The following is a 19,736-nucleotide window of genomic DNA, read 5'->3' on the forward strand; positions in this document are numbered from 1 at the left end:
TTCTGTCGAGGGTCGAGGGACTACGGAAGCGGGGTCGCGTCAGACGACGCGACGGCGTACCGGCCTCCCGGACGGGCGCCAGGAGGGCGGCCGGCTCGGTGTCGGCCGCGACGGGCTGGAGGGCATGTGAACTCCCACGCGTGAGAACGGCTTCAGAGGACGTCGGTGACGACGGGCGGACCGGCCGGCTGCGGCACCGTGGCGAGCGGCTCGCGCGCCAGCGCGGCCGCCGCCGACGGCACCGGCCTGCGCTCGTCGAGCGGTACGACCGGCGGCAGGTCCGACTCCCCGAGGACGACCCGGCGGACGACCCGCTCGGCGGCCCGGCCGTCGTCGTACGTGCAGAACCGCTCCCGGAACGCCGAGCGCAGCTGGGCCGACCGGGACCCGCGCCAGTGGCCGGTGGCGAAGATGTCGATCAGTTCGTCCTCACCGCGCGCCACCGCGCCCGGCGGGAAGGAGCGCAGGTCGAAGTAGGTGCCGCGGGCAGCGTCGTACGCCTCCCAGTCGTCGGCGTGGATCACGATCGGACGGTCCAGGTTGGCGTAGTCGAACATCAGCGAGGAGTAGTCCGTGACCAGGGCGTCCGAGGCCAGGCACAGCGACTCGACACTCGGGTGGTCACTGACGTCGACGACCCGGCCGCAGGTGCTGGTCAGCGGGGCGTCGTAGGAGTGGTGGGCGCGGGCCAGCACGAGGAAGCGCGGGCCCAGGCGGCGCACGATCCGCTGGAGGTCGAGGGCGTGGAGCTGGGAGCGGCGGTAGTCGCGGCGGGTCGGCGCGTAGAGGATCGCCACCGTGCCCTTGGGGATGCCGAGGGAGGCGCGCAGCCGGGCCACGTCCGCCGTGGTCGCCGTGCGGAACACGTCGTTGCGGGGGTAGCCGTACTCCAGCGTGGTGTAGCGGCCGGGGTGGACCCGCTCGTGGGTGAGGGTGGTGTGGCGGTTGGCGGACAGCACGTAGTCCCACTGGTCGAGGCCCTTGAGCAGCCGGGCGAAGTCCCTGCCCCGGGCCGCCGCCGGGCGCTCCTGGAGGTCGAGGCCGATGTGCCCCAGCGGGGTGCCCTGCCCGGTCTGGATCAGGGTCTGGCCCCGGCGCTTGACCAGACGGTGGTCGAAGTCGGTGTTGCTGACCAGGTAGGCGGAGCGGGCGAGTGCCGTCCAGTAGGCGGCCGTGCCGGGGGCGAGGCGGCGCGGGCCCGGCGGGATCGTGTGGTGGTGCTCGGGACGGGCGATCCACGCCGTGCGGATGTGCGGCGCGAGATCGCGGAACGCGGACTCCAGCGCGCCCGGGTTGCAGCTGTGGCCCCGGCCGTCGTAGGCGGTGAAGACGGCCCGGTCGGCGCGCAGCGGGAGACAGCGCTGGACGCGGTAGTGGAGCCCGAGGGCGGTGGACCGCACACCGCGCAGCAGCTTCCCGGTGGTCCGCGCGACGCGGCGGTGCAGGGCCGACGCCAGCCGGAGCGTGCGGTAGGTGCGGTGCAGGCCGAAGCGGATCAGGGTGTGGTGGACCCGGCAGCGCAGGGGGACGCGGACACCGGGGGTGCGGTAACGGCGGTAGTGGGCGCGGGCCCGGCGCATGAAGTCGGCGTGCGAGCCGCGGGGCAACCGGTCCGGCCGGGAGTACACGATCGCCAGGTGATGGACCATGCGGCGGAACAACACCGGCCGCCACCGCGCCAGTTCGGGCCGCTCCTGCAAATACGCGAACACCCGGTCGTACTGGTCGAAGACATCGAAGTGCCGCTCGCTGGTGGTGCGCAGGATGCTGCCCTGCCGGCGCTGCCGGTAGTGCACGCAGACGCGGTCGAGGGTCGCGATCGACTCCGCGGTCATCAGCACCGGGTACGTCCACGGCGTGTCCTCGTAGTAGCCGGGCGGGAAGGCGAACCCCTTCTCCTCGACGAACTCCCGCCGGTAGGCCTTGTTCCAGGCGACCATCAGCAGCCTCAGCAGGCCCGGTCGGTCCTCCAGGCGGAACGGGGCCGGGCCCTGCTCGGTGAGCTGGAGGGCCGCCTGGTTGCGGACCGCCTCACCCGTCCAGTACGTGCGCGCGTAGTCGAAGACCAGGACGTCCGGATCGCCCGTCTCCTTCAGCCGGTCCGCGATGGCGCGCAGCGCGTCGGGCGTGAGGGTGTCGTCGCTGTCGAGGAACAGCAGGTAGTCGCCGCTCGCGTGGGCCGCGCCGGCGTTTCTCGCGCGGCCCAGGCCGACGTTCTCCGGCAGGTGGACGGGGTGGACGCGCGCGTCGCGGGCGGCGAACTCGTCGATGATCGCGCCGCACGCGTCCGGCGAGCAGTCGTCGACGGCGATCAGTTCCAGATCGGGACAGGACTGGGTGAGCACCGATTCGAGGCACTCGTGCAGGTACGCCTGAACCTGGTACGCGGGGACAATGACACTGAACCTGGGCAAGAGGCCATCCATCGGTCGGCGCGGGCGTTCGGCCCGGGAACGGCCGGTGGGCCGAGTTGGTTACGGCGGCTACGGCATCCGGGGGAACGCGCAAGGGGCGGACCGCGACCGGTCCGCCCCTCCAACTGCCTTGCACTGAACGCTACTTGACGGCTCCTGCCATCACGCCGGACACGAACTGCCGCTGGAACGCGAAGAAGACGGCCAGCGGGACCACCATCGAGATGAACGCGCCGGGCGCCAGCACGTCGATGTTGTTGCCGAACTGCCGTACCTGCGTCTGGAGTGCGACCGTGATCGGCTGGCTCCCGGAGTCCGAGAAGATCAGCGCGACCAGCATGTCGTTCCACACCCACAGGAACTGGAAGATGCCGAGCGAGGCGATCGCCGGACCGCCGAGCGGCATCACGACACGGAAGAACAGGCGCAGTTCACCCGCCCCGTCCAGACGCGCCGCCTCCAGCAGCTCCCGAGGGATCTCCGCGAAGAAGTTCCGCAGCAGGAACACCGCGAAGGGCAGACCGAAGCCGACGTGGAAGAGCACCACGCCGATCACCGAGCCGAAGATGCCGATGTTGCCGAAGAGTTCGGCGATCGGGATCAGCGCGACCTGCACGGGCACGACCAACAGGCCGACCACACCCAGGAACCACCAGTCCCGGCCCGGGAACTCCATCCAGGCGAAGGCGTAACCCGCCAGCGAGCCGATGATCACGACCAGCAGCGTCGCCGGGACGGTGATCCACACCGTGTTGATCAGGCTGCTGGTGATGTCGTCGTTCTCCAGCAGTTTCGAGTAGCTGTCGAAGGTGATCTGGGACGGCTCGGTGAACACCTTCCACCAGCCGCTCGCCGCGATGTCCTCCGGCGAACGGAGACTGGCCAGCAGCAGACCGATCGTCGGCACCAGCCAGAACAGGCCGACGACGATGAGGAACACCCGCACCAGCCCGCCGCTGACCCCCTCGGCCAGCCGGGACCCCAGCGACTGCTTCGTCTTCATCGCCGCACCTCCCGCCTCAGCCGACGCACGTTGAACCACATCACCGGGATCACGAGCAGCAGCAGGAACACCGAGATGGCGCTGGCGATGCCCGGCTGGTCCTCGGAGAAGCCCTTGCGGTACAGCTCCAGGGCGAGGACGTTCGCGTCGTCCTGCGCGGAGCCGGGGGCGATGATGAAGACCAGGTCGAAGATCTTCAGCACGTTGATCATGAGGGTGACGGTGACGACCGCGAGGACCGGCGCCAGCAGCGGCACCGTGACCCGTCGGAACACCTGCCACTCGGTCGCGCCGTCGACCCTGGCCGCCTCCAGGAGTTCACGCGGCACGCCCGCGAGCCCGGCCGCGATCAGCACCATCGCGAAGCCCGCCCACATCCAGATGTACGCGCCGATGATGGCCGGGGTGACCAGGGACGGGCCGAGCCAGTCCAGGCCGTTGTACGGCTCCTTGAAGTTGCTCGCGGGCAGGCGGAGTTGGGCCCCGTCGGCCGAGGCCGGCAGCGTGAAGGTGCCGTCGTCGGCGGCCGTCGCCGAGGCCACGACCCTGCCGTCCTTCACGGCCTCGACCTTCATGCCGGCGTAACCCAGTTCGGACGAGTCGACCCGGTTGAGCGTCCCCACGCCCTTGCCCCGCGTGAAGTCCTGCCAGGTCGTACCGGTGATCTTGTCCGGCTCGGGCTTCGCCGCCACGGCGGGCTTCGCGCCGTCCGGCATCAGGTCCGGCGCGACACCCACCAGGGGCAGTGAGACGGTCTCGCCCGCGCGGACGGGCGATTTGGTGATGAACGCGCCCCCGCCCGCCGGCTCCAGCGGCGACTCCCGGCCCGGGTGGGCCTTCGGGAAGGCCGACGCCTGGGCGAACGTGTCGTGCACGCCCACCCACACCGCGTTCGCGACGCCCTTGTCCGGGTCCTGGTCGTACACCAGGCGGAAGATGATGCCCGCCGCCAGCATCGAGATCGCCATCGGCATGAAGACGACCAGCTTGAAGGCCGTGCCCCAGCGCACCCGTTCGGTCAGCACCGCGAAGATCAGGCCGAGCGCCGTCGCGACCGTCGGCGCGAACACCACCCAGATGATGTTGTTCTTCAGCGCGGTGCGGATGCCCTCGTCGGTGAAGAGGGCCTTGTAGTTGTCTATTCCGGCGAAGCCGTCGCCGGACTGGTCGTAGAAGCTGCGGACCACCGAGTACCCGATCGGGTACACCACGAGCGCGCCGAGCAGGACGAGCGCGGGCAGCAGGAACAGCGCCGCGACGGTCCTGCGGGTGCCGGTCACACTCTTGCGCGACTTGGGAGCGGCAGGGGGCTTGACGCCCCCTGCCGCCGTGGCCGACGTCATGCCGTCAGCCTCCGTAGGCCGCGGCCGCTTCGGCCTCCAGCTTCGCTTGCGTGCCCGCGATGTCCTTCGGGTTCTTCAGGAAGTCCTGGAGGATCTTCCACTCGCCCTTGCCGGGGGTGCCGCCGAAGGCCTGCGGGGCCTGGTCGGACATGTCGAAGCGGAAGTCGTCACCGGCGTCGATGAGCGCCTTGGCGATCCTCTGCTGCACCGCGTTCGGGTACGCGGAGTTCGGCACGTTCTTGTTGGGCGACAGGTAACCGCCGAGCTTCGCCTGAATCTGCGCGGCGTCCGGCGAGGCCAGCCAGGTGGCCAGCGCCTGTGCTCCCTTCGAGTCCTCCAGGATCACGGCCGCGTCACCGCCCGAGACCACCGGCCCGTTGTCCCCGACCGCCGGGAACGGGAACACCTTCGCGTCCGTCCCGACCTTCATGCTCTTCGGGATGTTGACCTGTGCGAAGTCGCCCGCGGCGACCATGGCGGCCTTGGGCTGGTCCCCGCCGGTGAAGACCTGTGTGACGGAGGCCGGGAAGTCGGTCTGCAAGGCCCCGTTCGCGATGTAGTCGGGCTTGCCCCAGACCTGCGCGAGGGTGGTCAGCGCGTCCTTCACGGACGGGTCCGTCCACTTGATCTCGTGCTTGGCCAGCTGGTCGTACTTCTCCGGGCCGGCCTGCGAGAGGTACACGTTCTCGAACCAGTCGGTCAGCGTCCAGCCCTCGGCGCCGCCGACGGAGAACGGGGTGACGCCGGAGTCGTAGACGGTCTGCGCGGTGTTGAGCAGATCCGGCCAGGTCTCGGGCTCACTCGCCCCGGCGTTCTCGAAGACCTGGTTGTTGTACCAGATCAGGGACTTGTTGGCGGCCTTGTAGTAGACGCCGTACTGCTTGCCGCCCACCTTGCCGATGTCCTGCCAGCCCTGCGAGTAGTTCTCGCCGAGCTCCTTGAGCGCCTCCGAGCCGAGCGGCTTGGCCCAGCCCCGGTCGACGGCCTGTTTGATGGCGCCCGGCTGCGGCAGCATCGCGATGTCCGGCGGCTGCCCGCCGGCCACCTTCGAGCCGATGAAGTTGATGATCGGGTCCTGGGCGGGCACGAACGTGACCTTGGCGCCCGTGCGCTTCTCGAACTCCGCCAGGACCTTCTTGAAGTTGGCCTGTTCGGCGCCGGTCCACACGGCGGCGATCTCCAGGCTCGTCCCGTCGAGCTTCGGAAGGGTGACGTTGCTGGCGGCCTCCTCGGTGTTGCCCGGGCTTCCGCTGCTGTTGTTGTCGTCGCCTCCGCAGGCGGTGAGCGAGAGCGCGAGCGCTCCCGCGGCGACGGCGGCCGCGGCCTTGGCGGCTCTGCGGTGCTGGGGGGTCGCCTTGTCCCGCTGCGGCGACCAGCGTGTCCGGATGGTGCTGCTCGTCATGCGCATGACTGCCCCGTTCTTCGTTCCCTCGTCGAACGTCGAGCGCGCTCCCGTGCGATCTGGTCTACGCCCGGGTGTGCGGGGGCGGCAAGATGGCATCGGCTGTCAAGCGGGGGATCGTGACCCCCTCGTGACCAGCGACTCGTCCCTGATCAACGGACGGGGTCGGCATCCAGCCAGTGCCACGGACGAGTGCTACAGAAGCGACGGCACCTGAGCCGCCGAGACCTCCCGCGCCGCCCTTTCCAGCGCGCTGGCCAACAGTGCCAGGTCGGTCGGGCCGTTTCCGAGCTCCCGCACCGGACGCCGGGCCGGAGGGTCACCCATGCGGTGCCATTCCAGCGGTACGACCGTGGGACGCAGCGTCGCCGTCCGGGGGATACGGCCGGTGACCCGCCCGCCCTGGAACGGTGTGACCCGCCCGTCCGCACAGGTCAGCCTGCCCCGGCCGGGTGCGGGCTCCTCCGGCCCCGGGGCGGGGGTGTCGAGCGCGACGCGGAGGGTGGCCCGGCGCGCCGGTTCCGTCTCGGCCGTACGGGCGCACGGGCCGGTGGCGGCCACCAGGTGGACGCCCAGCCGCTCGCCCTCCCGGGCCACGGCCTCCAGCGCCCGCATCACCGACCCGGCCGCGGGCCGTCCGGTCGAGCCGAGGGCGGGTGAGACCAGCGCGTCCAGGTCGTCCACGACCACGACGAGCCGGGGCAGCGGCGGCGCCGCCTCCGTCCGCCGCCGGGCCGCCCCGGGCCGCAGCCGCATCGTCGAACTGGGCGGGGAGTCGAGATCCCCGGCCCCGGCGGCCGTCCCGGCGGTCGCCTCGGCCGGAGCGCCGCCCCGGGCCGTCGCCGTGCGCTGGGCGACCATACGGCCCGACAGCTCGCGCCCGGTGTGCCACTCGGCGAAGTCGGACCGCCCCAGCAGCTCGGCGCGCCGTTTCAGCTCGGCGCTCAGGGACTGCGCGAACTCGCGCATCCGGACCGGGTCGTGGGCCGTGAGGTACGTGGTGACATGCGGGACGTCCGTACACACGCGCAGTCCCTCGCCGGCCCCGCCGCCCGCGCCGGGGCCGCCCCGGCCGTCGACCAGCACGATGCCCAGCCGGTCCGGCCGCTCGGCGGCGGCCAGGGATGCGACGACCGCCCGCAGCAGCTCCGTACGGCCGCTGCCCGGCGGGCCCTCGACCAGCAGATGCGGTCCCTGGGCCGCGAGGTCCGCGCAGACCGGGCCGCGCGGCCCGGCGCCCAGCACCGCGCGCACCCGCCCGCCCAGCGCCTCGGTGTCGTCGGCCGCGTCCGCCCAGCGCGCCATCAACGACGCCGGGGTGGCACGGGCCAGGCCCAGCTCGTCCAGCAGCCGTGCCGCCTGGGGCAGCGGCGCCGAGACGCGCGGCTGCCGCTCACTCGCCGAGCCGTCCGTACGCAGCGGCGCCAGCGCCCGCGCGAACCGCTCGGCCCACGCGGGGGAGACGGCGTCGACGGTGGCGATGGTGCCGTGCCCGACGGGTCCGGCCGGTGAGTCCTCGCTCCCCACCCGGGCCACACGCATCAGCCGCAGGGCCGTCGCCACGTCCCCGCTGAGCAGCGCGACGGCACCGCACTGCCGGAACGTCGGCGCCACCGAGCAGGCCGCCTCGTAGGTCTCCGTCACGGGTGAGGCCGGGGAGGCTGCCGCGGTCTCGGCCAGGCAGACGACATGGATCCCGGCCCGGGGGCCTTCCAGCGCCAGCCGCGCGACGGCCGCACGCAGGTCGGCGCCGCCGGGATCGCCGTCCACGACGAGGACGGTGTACGGGCCGGCGAAGCCGGTGGCCGGCGCGGGGACGGGGGCGTCGTCCCGGGCCCACGAGGGGCGGCGGGGCACGGGTTTGGCGGTGCTGCTCGCCGGACCCTCACTGCCGTGAGCATCGGGGCCCGGCGCGTCGCCGCTCGGGCCGTCGGTCGCCCGGGCTCTGGAATAGCGCACGTTGCCCAGCAGCCCGTCGGCCCCCGGCGCGCCGCCTCCCGCGTCCGCCAGCTGGTCCTCCAGGCGGCGCAGGAGCTCGTCGGTGCGGGCGGCGGCCTGCTCCCGGTCGTAGGCGAGCAGCAGGCGGCAGTCCTGTCCGTGTCCGGGACGGACATGCGGCAGCCAGCCCAGCCAGGACCACTCGGCGGTGCGCTCCGCCAGGGGGCGGGAGCGGTCCGCGGCGATCAGGACGATCTCCAGTGTGTCGGGGGAGTGCAGCGCGGTGAGCTGCGCCAGCACGGCACGGGCCAGCCCGGCGAGCCGCGCCCGGGGCCCGGCCAGTCCCAGTGCGCCGACCTCGCGCAGCCCGGCGGTCACCGGCACCGCGGGCAGCAGCCCGGAGCCGTCCGGCGCGGCCCGGTCGGCCGTGCCGAGGCGGACCGCCAGCGCCTCCGGGTGCCCCGGCCCGCGCTCCCACAGCCGGGGCCCCGGCCCCAGCGCCGTCAGCAGCAGCGTGGCCGGATCCGGCCAGGTCTCCGGCACCGCCGGCCCGACGGTCGCCGAGTGCTCCGCCGCCACGTCGGCCGGCTCGTCCTCGTACGCCCCGCCCGCGGGAGCCCCCTGCTCGCCACGCCCGCCGGCCAGCCGCCGCGCCCACGCGCCGAGCCCGCCCCGCCTGCGCGTCCCCGGCGGAACGTCGGTGCCCCGCACAGGAGTGCCCTTGCGCCCGCGCCCGGACCGCTCGTCCGGGGCGCTCGCCGGGCCGCCGTCGTCCCCGGGGCGACCGCCGCTGACCGGGGCATGAGGGCCTACGCCCGTGCCGCCGCCGTCGTCGCCGTGGCGATCGCCTGCGCCCGGACCGGCTCCCTGGCCGGAACCGCCCAGCGCCCCGGCCCCGAATCGCCCCGCGTGTGTGTCCCCGGCGCCGAGCCCGTGCCGCGTCGCACCCTGCTGCCGGGGTGTGCTGGTGACGCCGTCGGGGGAGACCGCCGCCGATGAGCCCCCGGCGGCGCCGCGCTGCCGCGGAGCCCGGACCACGCCTTCCGGCGACGCCGTACGCGCCCCATCCCGTGACGGGGACGCAGGGTGCGCCGAGTCTCCGCCGGGGCCGGCGGGCCCCGAGCCCCCCTGGCCCCTGGCGATGCCCTGCTCCGACACACCGCCAGCCGGCCGCGAAGCCTCCGCGGCAGCTCCCGCACCCCTGCCCTCGGCCCGAGGTGCCCCGCCCTGCCCCGGCACCACCGCCGAGTCCTCCGAGCCGTGCCCCGCGGTACCCGGCGTGCCCCAGGCCGCCGAGCCGTAAGCGTGACGGGTCGGCGCGTCAGGGCCGGAGGGCGCGGCAGCCCCGGAGGATCTGCCCAGGTCGGCCGGACTCCCAGGGCCCGAAGACCTGGCGGCCCCGGCAGGGATGGAATGCGGCGCGCGCGTGCCCGCCCCCGCCCCGCCGACGGCACCCGGCACGCGCACGTGCCCCTCCCCGTCCGGCGTCGTGTCCACCCGGCCCCCCGGCCCCCCGGCGGGAGCCAGTCGCAGGGCCGATTCGCCGATCCGCAGCAGCGCCCCGGGGGCGAAACGGAGCGCCCGGCCGCCGACACGCGTGCCGTCCAGCGTCGTGCCGTTCGTGGAGTCGAGGTCGGCCACCGAGACGCGGCCGTCGGCGCTCACCGTCACCGCGCAGTGCAGCCGGGAGACGTCCGGGTCGTCCAGCGGCACGTCGGCGTCGGCGGAGCGGCCGATGCGGATCTCGCCGCCGTGCAGCAGGTGGACGCCACCGGCGTCGGGCCCGGCGACCACCTGGAGCTGGGCCGGGGCGTCGTCCAGCTCGGGATGCGGCTCCGGCTCGCCCGGCGCGCCCACGGACAGCACGGCACCGTCGGTCAGCGGTGGCTCGCCGAGCGTGCAGCGCTGGGCGTCGAGCCGCTGCTCCCCGGCGTACAGCACCGGGGAACCCGAGCCGTCACCGCCGAGGACCACCTGGGCGAGCCCCGAGGCCACCGCCGCGAGCGCCGTGCCGGCGGGCGCAGTGACCAGCACGTCGCAGCGCGCGGCGCGGTCCCGGGCCGGAGCCGCCAGGCCCAGCGGGTCTACGACGGTCAGCCGGATCTGCATCGCCGTCAGCGGTCCCTTCTGCCCGGGCGCGGAGTCCCCAACCCGCCCCCAGCACGTCGGCCAGTACTGCACGCATCCTCGCACCTGCCACTGACAGCGCGCCCCTCGCTCCGGAACAAGTGATCTTGATTGGTCGGCTCTGCCCGCAAAAGTGCCTGAGAGATGACCCACTCGCGATCAGTTGAGATCGGTCACGCTCACTCTCGGCAACCTCGAGACCGAGGTGAGCGTCTTTCCTTCGAACGCGTGTGAGAACGCATACGTAAGACCCACAGAATGACGACACCCCGGTCCCCGGCGGCACGGCACTACAGTGGGTCGGACAGGCCAGCAGGCAAGGCAAGCACCAGGGAGCGCATGACGTGCGGCCGGTAGGCAGCAAGTACCTGCTCGAGGAGCCGCTCGGACGCGGCGCCACGGGCACCGTCTGGCGAGCCCGCCAGCGCGAGACCGCGGGCGCCGAGGCGGCCGTGCCGGGACAGCCCGGCGAGACCGTCGCGATCAAGGTCCTCAAGGAGGAGCTGGCCGGCGACCCGGACATCGTCATGCGGTTTCTCCGGGAGCGCTCCGTCCTGCTCCGGCTGACCCACCCGAACATCGTCCGGGTCCGCGACCTGGTCGTCGAGGGCGAGCTGCTGGCGCTGGTCATGGACCTCGTCGAGGGCCCCGACCTGCACCGCTACCTGCGCGAGAACGGGCCTTTCAGCCCCGTCGCCGCGGCACTGCTCACCGCCCAGATCGCCGACGCGCTCGCCGCCAGCCACGCCGACGGCGTGGTCCACCGCGACCTCAAGCCGGCGAACGTCCTGCTCCAGCAGTACGACGGGCAGATGCACCCGCTGCTGACCGACTTCGGCATCGCCCGCCTGGCCGACTCCCCGGGCCTGACCCGCACCCAGGAGTTCGTCGGCACGCCCGCGTACGTCGCGCCCGAGTCCGCCGAGGGCCGCCCGCAGACCTCCGCCGTCGACATCTACGGCGCCGGCATCCTGCTGTACGAGCTGGTCACCGGCCGTCCGCCGTTCTCCGGCGGCTCCGCCCTGGAAGTGCTGCACCAGCACCTGAGCGCCGAGCCGCGCCGTCCCTCCACGGTCCCCGACCCGCTGTGGACGATCATCGAGCGCTGCCTGCGCAAGAACCCGGACGAGCGGCCCAGCGCCGAGAACCTCGCCCGTGGCCTGCGCGTCGTCGCCGAGGGCATCGGTGTGCACGCGAACTCCGCGCAGATCGCCGCCGCCGAGGGCGTCGGCGCGCTCCTGGCGCCCGACCCGGCGCCCGCACCCGTGCCGGACACGCCCGGCGCGGGCGACGCCGACCCCACCCAAATCCTCCCGCAGGGCGCCGGCTCGTACGACCCGAACGCCGCGACCAACGTCATGCCGCACACCGGCGGCCCGGCCGGCGCCGCCGACCCCACCGCCGTCCTGCCCGCCGGGCCGGGCCGGGGCGCGGCCGACCCGACCGCCGTCATGCCGCCGGTCCCGCCGGGCTCGCCCGGCCACCCCGGTCAGCAGGGCGGGCCCGAGGACCCGCACCCCTGGCAGAACCAGCTGCGGGCGGCCCGCGACCGCAACGAACAGACGCAGGTCCAGTACCTCGACCCGAACGAGGACCCGCTGCGCCGCCGCCCCCAGCGGCAGGTCGCCCGGCCCCAGCAGCAGCCTCCGCGCCGCCAGGCACCCCCGCCGGGGCCCGGCTACGGCCACCCGCAGCAGCAGCCCCAGCAGTACGCCCCCCAGCCCCAGCGGCCCCAGCCGCCGCAGCGGTATGCCCCGCCGGCGCCGCCGCCCCAGCAGCCGCAGCGGCCCCAGCGCGAGCCCCGGCAGCCGCGGCAGCGCAGCGCCAACCCGATGCGGATCCCCGGGCTCGGCTGCCTGAAGGGCTGTCTCTTCACGATCGTCATCCTGTTCGTCGCGGGCTGGCTGATCTGGGAGCTGAGCCCGCTCCAGGAGTGGATCGGCACCACCAAGGGCTACTGGGACCAGCTCACCGACTGGTTCAACACCGTGACCGGCTGGTTCGAGAAGCTCGGCGGTAGCAGTTCGGGCACGAACTGACCGGAACCACCCTGCGGGGTTGGTGATTTGTCGACACCTGGCGGGTGATTTCTGCCTCCGCAGTGAAGGTTGGCTCTCCGGACGCGTAGTTTTAACGACAACACGCGTCGGTAGGAGCAGCCTTGGCACGGAAGATCGGCAGCCGGTACACCGCCCACCAGATCCTGGGGCGGGGCAGCGCCGGCACGGTGTGGCTGGGCGAGGGTCCCGAAGGCCCCGTCGCCATCAAGCTGCTGCGCGAGGACCTCGCGTCCGACCAGGAACTCGTCGGGCGGTTCGTGCAGGAGCGCACGGCGCTGCTCGGCCTGGAGCACCCGCACGTGGTGTCGGTGCGCGACCTGGTCGTCGACGGCAACGACCTGGCGCTGGTCATGGACCTCGTCCGGGGCACCGACCTGCGGACCCGGCTGGAGCGGGACCGCCGCCTCGCGCCCGAGGCGGCCGTCGCGATCTCGGCCGACATCGCCGACGGGCTGGCGGCCGCGCACGCCGCGGGCGTCGTGCACCGGGACGTGAAGCCGGAGAACGTCCTCCTGGACATGCAGGGCCCCCTGGGCCCGGGCGGCTCCCACCGCGCCCTGCTGACCGACTTCGGCGTGGCGAAACTCATCGACACCCCGCGCCGGACCAAGGCCACGAAGATCATCGGCACGCCGGACTACCTCGCCCCGGAGATCGTCGAGGGGCTGCCGCCCCGCGCCTCCGTCGACATCTACGCCCTCGCCACGGTCCTCTACGAGCTGCTCGCGGGCTTCACCCCGTTCGGCGGCGGCCACCCGGGCGCGGTCCTGCGCCGCCACGTCACGGAGACGGTCGTCCCGCTGCCCGGCATCCCCGACGAGCTGTGGCAGCTGCTCGTCCAGTGCCTCGCCAAGGCCCCGGCCTCGCGGCTGCGGGCCTCGGAGCTCGGGGCCCGGCTGCGGGAGCTGCTGCCGATGCTGGCGGGCATGCCGCCGCTGGAGGTGGACGAGCCGGACACGGAGTCCGCCGAGGAGGCAGACCGGGAGGAGCAGCCCGCCGGACCGGCACCGGCCGAGCGGGTCCGGCGGCGGGGCGCGGTCCCTCTGGTGCCGGGCGCGAAACCGGCGGACTCCAACCGGGACACCCACACCTCGATGCGCGTACCGGCCCCCGACGAGCTGGCCGGGGGCGCCCACGGCACGGCCCGGGCCCCGCGCGCGTCGGGCACGCCCCGGCCGGGGTCGGCCCGCAACCGCGCCCTGGCCCGGCGCCGCCGCGTGGCCCTCGGCGCGGGCGCGGTCGTCCTGGCGGCGGCGGTCGGCGTCGGGGCGTGGCTGTCCACCTCGGGCGACGACGCGAGCGCACCTCCCCAGGACACGAAGAACTCGGCCCCGCAGTCCCCCTGACCTCCCAGCCGGCACCGGCCGGCCAGGACCGCCCGGCGATGGCCGCCGGGCGGAGCCGTTACGCTGGAGGGCGTGGCAGTCGTCGATGTATCCGAAGAGCTCAAGTCCCTCTCCTCGACCATGGAGTCGATCGAGGCCGTTCTGGACCTCGACAAGCTGAGGGCAGACATCGCCGTGCTCGAGGAGCAGGCGGCCGCGCCGTCCCTGTGGGACAACCCCGATGAGGCGCAGAAGATCACCAGCAAGCTGTCCCACCTCCAGGCCGAGGTGCGCAAGGCGGAGGCCCTGCGCGGTCGTATCGACGACCTCGCGGTTCTCTTCGAGATGGCCGAGGAGGAGGACGACCCGGACACCCGTGCCGAGGCGGAGTCCGAGCTCGTCGCCGTGAAGAAGGCGCTGGACGAGATGGAGGTCCGCACGCTCCTGTCCGGCGAGTACGACGCCCGGGAGGCCCTGGTGAACATCCGGGCCGAGGCCGGCGGCGTCGACGCCGCCGACTTCGCCGAGAAGCTCCAGCGCATGTACCTGCGGTGGGCCGAGCAGCGCGGCTACAAGACCGAGATCTACGAGACGTCGTACGCGGAGGAGGCCGGCATCAAGTCGACCACCTTCGCCGTCCAGGCGCCCTACGCGTACGGCACGCTCTCCGTCGAGCAGGGCACGCACCGGCTGGTGCGCATCTCGCCCTTCGACAACCAGGGCCGGCGGCAGACCTCCTTCGCGGGCGTGGAGATCCTGCCCGTGGTGGAGCAGTCCGACCACGTCGACATCGACGAGAGCGAGCTGCGGGTCGACGTCTACCGGTCCTCGGGCCCCGGTGGTCAGGGCGTGAACACCACGGACTCCGCGGTGCGCATCACCCACATCCCCACCGGCATCGTCGTCTCCTGCCAGAACGAGCGCTCGCAGATCCAGAACCGGGCGACGGCCATGAACGTGCTCCAGGCCAAGCTGCTGGAGCGGCGCCGCCAGGAGGAGCAGGCCAAGATGGACGCCCTCAAGGGCGACGGCGGCAACTCCTGGGGCAACCAGATGCGTTCGTACGTGCTGCACCCGTACCAGATGGTCAAGGACCTGCGCACCGAGTTCGAGGTCGGTAACCCCGAGGCCGTTTTCAACGGGGAGATCCAAGGATTCCTCGAAGCCGGAATTCGCTGGCGCAAGCAGCAGGAGAAGTAAGTTTGTCGACAAGGCAACTGCCGACGTCAGGGCGGCAGTTGCCTTTTCTGTGCCCGCATGTCTGGGTTTTACATCACACTCACAGAGTCAGACTCCCGGCATTGCCCCCGTAGTTGGACATGGCGCCCGCAAACGCCCTTGACGTGCCTTTGAAAAATGGGAAGGGTAAAGCGCGGCATGCGTATCTCTGGGGCGCATGTGAACCGGGGGGCTCCACACCGCAGCTACCCCCGTCGAGCACAGCTCCAAACGCTGCCTAATGACGATGAGCTACTGGGGGTAGCAACCACATGACGAAGAAGACGCGGATCCGTGTCGCGCGGATAGCGGCCGGTGCCGTGATCGCCGCCGGTGCCTCGCTGACCGCCGCCGGTGCCGCATCCGCCGCGGAGTCCGAGGACTGCCTGCTCGGCATCCTGTGCGCCGAGGAGTCGCCGGTCCCGACGCCGCCGACCACCCCGCCGGTCCCGACCGACATCCCCACCGACGTCCCGACGGACCTCCCGACCGACCCGCCGTCGACCGAGGACCCGACCGACGAGCCGACCGAGCCCACGGACGAGCCCACCGAGCCGACCGAGGACCCGACGTCCCAGCCGACCGACCCGGGCAACGGCAACGGCAACGGCGGCGGGAACGGCAACGCCAACGGTGGCGGGAACGGCGGTGGCAACGCCGCCGACCCCGACGGCGGCGCCGCCCCGCAGGAGGAGGGCTCCTCGTCCCTCACCGACACCGGCTCGGACGCCACCCCGGCGCCGCAGGCCCAGGGCAACGGCCAGGAGCTCGCCGAGACGGGTGCCGCGCAGACCACCTTCCTGGTGATCGGCGCCGCCACGATGATCGCCGGCGGTGTCGGCTTCCGCGTCCTGCCGCGCCTCATGGGCGGCCGCGGCGGGGCTGCCGCCTGACGGTAGCCGCGTCCGTACGGACGGTAGGCGCAGCGCACAGCGCCGAGGGCCCGGAGCGTTCCGCTCCGGGCCCTCGGCCGTGTCTTAAGGGGTCTTTCGAGCCGCTGAGCGCGCCGCTAGGCGGTCTGGTGCGCCAGCAGCGCGACCGCGGCGATCAGCACGGTCAGCAGTGCGATCAGGGTCATCGGGTTCAGACCCGCGAGGAAGTTCTCCTGCTGCATCCGCTCGCGGTTCGCACGGCACACAGGGCACCGGCCCTCGCTCACGGGCGCCGCGCAGTTCGCGCACACCAGCCGGTCGTACGTCATGCGCTCGCCCTCCTTGCGCCGGTTCCTTGTGTGTAACGCTCGCGGGGGCGCGAACGTTCCCTCTCCACTGTGCCAGGTTCCTCCGGAGGGTGCGCGGTCCGCTGCAGTTCCCCGCACCCCTTGAGGTCGGCACAAAACAGCACATCCACGGCGCAACCACAGCGGGTGACTGCGGTCTGCTGCCCGGTTCGCGTATGGTCACGCTCATCTACCCCCGGCGACCCGTGGTGCATCCGTGATCCGATTCGACAATGTCTCCAAGGTCTACCCCAAGCAGACCCGCCCCGCCCTCAGGGATGTCTCCCTGGAGGTCGAGAAGGGCGAGTTCGTCTTCCTCGTGGGGTCCTCCGGCTCCGGAAAGTCCACCTTCCTGCGGCTGATCCTCCGCGAGGAGCGGTGCAGTCACGGGCAGGTGCACGTTCTCGGCAAGGACCTCGCGCGCCTGTCCAACTGGAAGGTGCCGCAGATGCGGCGCCAGCTGGGGACGGTCTTCCAGGACTTCCGCCTGCTGCCGAACAAGACGGTCGGCGAGAACGTCGCCTTCGCGCAGGAGGTCATCGGCAAGTCGCGCGGCGAGATCCGCAAGTCCGTGCCGCAGGTGCTCGACCTCGTCGGGCTCGGCGGCAAGGAGGACCGGATGCCCGGCGAGCTGTCCGGTGGTGAGCAGCAGCGTGTGGCCATCGCCAGGGCCTTCGTCAACCGGCCCAAGCTGCTCATCGCCGACGAGCCCACCGGCAACCTCGACCCGCAGACCTCCGTCGGCATCATGAAGCTGCTCGACCGCATCAACCGGACGGGCACGACCGTGGTGATGGCCACGCACGACCAGAACATCGTGGACCAGATGCGCAAGCGCGTCATCGAACTGGAGAAGGGCCGCCTCGTCCGCGACCAGGCCCGCGGTGTCTACGGCTACCAGCACTGAGACCGCACCAGAGAGTCACGGAAAGGCATAACCAGTCGCCATGCGCGCCCAGTTCGTCCTGTCGGAGATCGGCGTCGGTCTCCGCCGCAATCTGACGATGACCTTCGCCGTCGTCGTCTCCGTCGCCCTGTCGCTCGCCCTGTTCGGCGGGTCGCTCCTGATGAGCGACCAGGTCAACACCATGAAGGGCTACTGGTACGACAAGGTCAACGTCTCGATCTTCCTCTGCAACAAGAGCGACGCCGAGTCCGACCCCAACTGCGCCAAGGGCGCGGTGACGGACGACCAGAAGAAGCAGATCAAGGCCGACCTCGACAAGATGGACGTCGTCCAGACGGTCACCTACGAGTCGCAGGACCAGGCGTACAAGCACTACAAGGAGCAGTTCGGCGACTCCCCGCTGGCCAGCTCCCTCACGCCGGACCAGATGCAGGAGTCGTACCGCATCAAGCTGAAGGACCCGCAGAAGTACCAGGTGATCGCCACCGCCTTCAACGGCCGGGACGGCGTGCAGTCCGTGCAGGACCAGAAGGGCATCCTGGACAACCTCTTCAAGCTGCTGAACGGCATGAACTGGGCCGCGCGCGCGGTGATGGCGCTGATGCTGGTCGTCGCGCTGATGCTGATCGTCAACACCGTGCGCGTCTCGGCGTTCAGCCGCCGGCGCGAGACCGGCATCATGCGCCTGGTCGGCGCCTCGGGCTTCTACATCCAGGCGCCGTTCATCATGGAGGCCGCGGTCGCCGGGCTCATCGGCGGCACGCTCGCGTGCGCCTTCCTGCTGATCGCCCGGTACTTCCTCATCGACCACGGACTGGCCCTGGCCGACCAGCTGACACTGATCAACTTCATCGGCTGGGACGCCGTCCTGACGAAGCTGCCGCTCATCCTCGCCACGAGCCTGCTGATGCCCGCGTTGGCCGCGTTCTTCGCGTTGCGCAAGTACTTGAAGGTGTGACGCATACCAAGAGGGGCCGTACGGTCAACCAGCCGTACGGCCCTTCCCCTTGTCCTAGACTCACCGCCATGTCAGGTCGTGACCCGTTCTGTCAGCCCCGTCGCATCCGCCGCGGGGCCGCCCTGACATTGATGTTCGCCAGCGTGCTCGTCGCCGGCGCGGCCACGGGATCCCTCCCGCAGGCCGAGCGGAAGTCCGCGCCGGACGAGGCCCGTTCGGCCGTCCCGGCCGGGCACCACGCGGACGTCACCAGGGCGGCCGAGGAGGCCATGGCCGTCGGCAAGTCGCCGATGGAGGCCGCGAAGCGTGCCGTCAGCCGCAGCGGGGACCGCTGGGGAGCCGTCTACTCCCGGGGCGAATACGAGGAGTTCGAGGAAAGCCTCGACGGCCAGTACACCGGCGTCGGCCTGTGGGCGCGCAGCGAACGTGACGGCCGCATCGAGGTGACGAAGGTGCGCGCCGGGTCGCCCGCGGCCACCGCCGGGATCCGCCCCGGAGACCTGCTGCGCAGCGTCGACGGCGAGAAGACCGACGGGCGGCCCGTCACCGAGATCGTCTCCTTACTGCGCGGGGACGCCACCGACGCCCCCGCCGGCACCACCGTCCGACTCGGCCTGGAGCGCGGTACGCGCGCGTGGACCGAGACCCTGCGCCGGGCCCAGCTGTCCACGGACTCGGTCGATGTTCGAAAAGCCGCCGGCCCGGTCACCGTCATCCGGGTCGACACCTTCACCAAGGGCTCCGGCGACCAGGTCCGCGAGGCCGTCCGGCAGGCCCCGCCCCGCGCCGGGATCGTCCTCGACCTGCGCGGCAACTCCGGCGGCCTGGTCACCGAGGCGGTCACCGCCGCCTCCGCCTTCCTCGACGGCGGTCTGGTCGCCACGTACGACGTCGACGGCCGGCAGCGCGCCCTGCACGCCGAGCCCGGTGGCGACACGACGAGACCCCTGGTCGCGCTCGTCGACGGCGGGACGATGAGCGCGGCCGAACTCCTCACCGGCGCTGTCCAGGATCGCGGACGGGCGCTCGTCGTGGGCTCCCGGACCTTCGGCAAGGGCTCGGTCCAGATGCCGAGCCGGCTGCCCGACGGCTCCGTCGCGGAGCTGACCGTCGGGCACTACCGCACCCCTTCCGGCCGAGCGGTCGACGGCCGGGGCATCACGCCCGACCTGGAGGCCGACGAGGGAGCCCTCCAGCGGGCCGAGACCGTGCTGCGCGGCCTGGCCGGTCCCTCGTAATCCACTTCCCGCGGGCCCCCTCCGTAGTGCGAAAATGGGCGGCACTATGGCTAAGGAAAAAGGGCGCAAGCTGATCGCGCAGAACAAGAAGGCGCGGCACGACTACCTCATCATCGACACCTACGAGGCCGGTCTGGTCCTCACCGGCACCGAGGTGAAGTCGCTGCGCCAGGGACGGGCGTCGCTGGTCGACGGCTTCGTGCAGATGGACGGGCACGAGGCGTGGCTGTACAACGTGCACGTGCCGGAGTACAGCCAGGGCACGTGGACCAACCACAGCGCGCGGCGCAAGCGGAAGCTGCTGCTGCACCGCGAGGAGATCGACAAGCTGGAGTCGAAGTCGCAGGAGACGGGTCACACCATCGTGCCCCTCGCCCTGTACTTCAAGGACGGCCGCGCCAAGGTCGAGATCGCGCTGGCGAAGGGCAAGAAGGAGTACGACAAGCGTCAGACGCTCCGCGAGAAGCAGGACCGGCGCGAGGCCGAGCGGGTGATCTCGGCGGTGCGGCGGAAGCAGCGGGCGTAGGCCCTCCGGGGTGCGTGGGAATACGCTGGCATCGACCTGCGTTGGTCACGTACGATGG

At 72.3% G+C, this 19,736-nt stretch carries 14 protein-coding genes; 8 read left to right on the top strand and 6 right to left on the bottom strand.

Annotation, left to right across the window (positions count from 1 at the left end; all coding sequences use genetic code 11):
• Positions 1-152: 152 nt before the first annotated feature.
• From SCNRRL3882_RS24970 to SCNRRL3882_RS24990, 5 genes are all read right to left on the bottom strand, one after another.
• On the bottom strand, positions 153-2,414 hold the full coding sequence (locus SCNRRL3882_RS24970; RefSeq protein ID WP_010039843.1) for a bifunctional glycosyltransferase/CDP-glycerol:glycerophosphate glycerophosphotransferase: 2,262 nt from the start codon (positions 2,412-2,414) through the stop codon (positions 153-155).
• A 142-nt stretch (positions 2,415-2,556) separates the two neighbouring features.
• Entirely contained in the window at positions 2,557-3,417 is an 861-nt protein-coding gene (locus SCNRRL3882_RS24975) for a carbohydrate ABC transporter permease (protein WP_010039845.1), read from the bottom strand.
• On the bottom strand, positions 3,414-4,760 hold the full coding sequence (locus tag SCNRRL3882_RS24980) for a carbohydrate ABC transporter permease (RefSeq protein WP_010039851.1): 1,347 nt from the start codon (positions 4,758-4,760) through the stop codon (positions 3,414-3,416). Before SCNRRL3882_RS24980 ends, SCNRRL3882_RS24975 begins: the two co-directional genes overlap by 4 nt.
• A gap of 4 nt (positions 4,761-4,764) precedes the next feature.
• Positions 4,765-6,168: an ABC transporter substrate-binding protein gene (locus tag SCNRRL3882_RS24985; RefSeq protein WP_010039852.1), complete on the bottom strand. Its 1,404-nt coding sequence runs from the start codon at positions 6,166-6,168 to the stop codon at positions 4,765-4,767.
• A gap of 189 nt (positions 6,169-6,357) precedes the next feature.
• Complete coding sequence (locus tag SCNRRL3882_RS24990) at positions 6,358-10,209, bottom strand: FHA domain-containing protein (RefSeq protein ID WP_010039853.1); 3,852 nt, start codon at positions 10,207-10,209, stop codon at positions 6,358-6,360.
• 362 nt (positions 10,210-10,571) lie between these two features.
• Here SCNRRL3882_RS24990 and SCNRRL3882_RS24995 point away from each other — a divergent pair, with 362 nt between their 5' ends.
• The 4 genes from SCNRRL3882_RS24995 to SCNRRL3882_RS25010 all read left to right on the top strand — a co-directional run bounded on the left by SCNRRL3882_RS24995 (position 10,572) and on the right by SCNRRL3882_RS25010 (position 15,723).
• A complete protein-coding gene (locus SCNRRL3882_RS24995) occupies positions 10,572-12,266 on the top strand; it encodes a serine/threonine-protein kinase (RefSeq protein WP_010039854.1) in 1,695 nt (564 codons plus the stop codon).
• Between the two features lie 122 nt (positions 12,267-12,388).
• Positions 12,389-13,633, top strand: a complete 1,245-nt coding sequence (locus SCNRRL3882_RS25000; protein WP_010039855.1) for a serine/threonine-protein kinase — start codon at positions 12,389-12,391, stop codon at positions 13,631-13,633.
• Positions 13,634-13,705: 72 nt separating this feature from the next.
• Positions 13,706-14,812 (top strand): peptide chain release factor 2, encoded by a 1,107-nt coding sequence (gene prfB, locus SCNRRL3882_RS25005; protein WP_010039856.1) that lies wholly within the window; start codon positions 13,706-13,708, stop codon positions 14,810-14,812.
• Positions 14,813-15,102: 290 nt separating this feature from the next.
• On the top strand, positions 15,103-15,723 hold the full coding sequence (locus tag SCNRRL3882_RS25010; RefSeq protein ID WP_010039857.1) for an LPXTG cell wall anchor domain-containing protein: 621 nt from the start codon (positions 15,103-15,105) through the stop codon (positions 15,721-15,723).
• Between the two features lie 116 nt (positions 15,724-15,839).
• Here the strand turns inward: SCNRRL3882_RS25010 and SCNRRL3882_RS25015 are convergent, their stop codons facing one another.
• On the bottom strand, positions 15,840-16,031 hold the full coding sequence (locus tag SCNRRL3882_RS25015) for a hypothetical protein (RefSeq protein WP_010039859.1): 192 nt from the start codon (positions 16,029-16,031) through the stop codon (positions 15,840-15,842).
• A gap of 235 nt (positions 16,032-16,266) precedes the next feature.
• On the opposite strand from SCNRRL3882_RS25015, the gene ftsE reads away from it, so the two are divergent.
• The 4 genes from ftsE (at position 16,267) to smpB (ending at position 19,678) form a co-directional block, all read left to right on the top strand.
• On the top strand, positions 16,267-16,956 hold the full coding sequence (gene ftsE / locus SCNRRL3882_RS25020; protein WP_003990615.1) for a cell division ATP-binding protein FtsE: 690 nt from the start codon (positions 16,267-16,269) through the stop codon (positions 16,954-16,956).
• A 40-nt stretch (positions 16,957-16,996) separates the two neighbouring features.
• Positions 16,997-17,914: a permease-like cell division protein FtsX gene (gene ftsX, locus SCNRRL3882_RS25025; protein WP_010039864.1), complete on the top strand. Its 918-nt coding sequence runs from the start codon at positions 16,997-16,999 to the stop codon at positions 17,912-17,914.
• Positions 17,915-17,982: 68 nt separating this feature from the next.
• A complete protein-coding gene (locus SCNRRL3882_RS25030) occupies positions 17,983-19,152 on the top strand; it encodes a S41 family peptidase (RefSeq protein ID WP_173937288.1) in 1,170 nt (389 codons plus the stop codon).
• 46 nt (positions 19,153-19,198) lie between these two features.
• On the top strand, positions 19,199-19,678 hold the full coding sequence (gene smpB / locus SCNRRL3882_RS25035) for an SsrA-binding protein SmpB (RefSeq protein WP_010039871.1): 480 nt from the start codon (positions 19,199-19,201) through the stop codon (positions 19,676-19,678).
• The last annotated feature ends 58 nt before the right edge of the window (positions 19,679-19,736 follow it).

The organism is Streptomyces chartreusis NRRL 3882 (genome assembly GCF_900236475.1).
Classification (GTDB): Bacteria; Actinomycetota; Actinomycetes; order Streptomycetales; family Streptomycetaceae; genus Streptomyces; species Streptomyces chartreusis_D.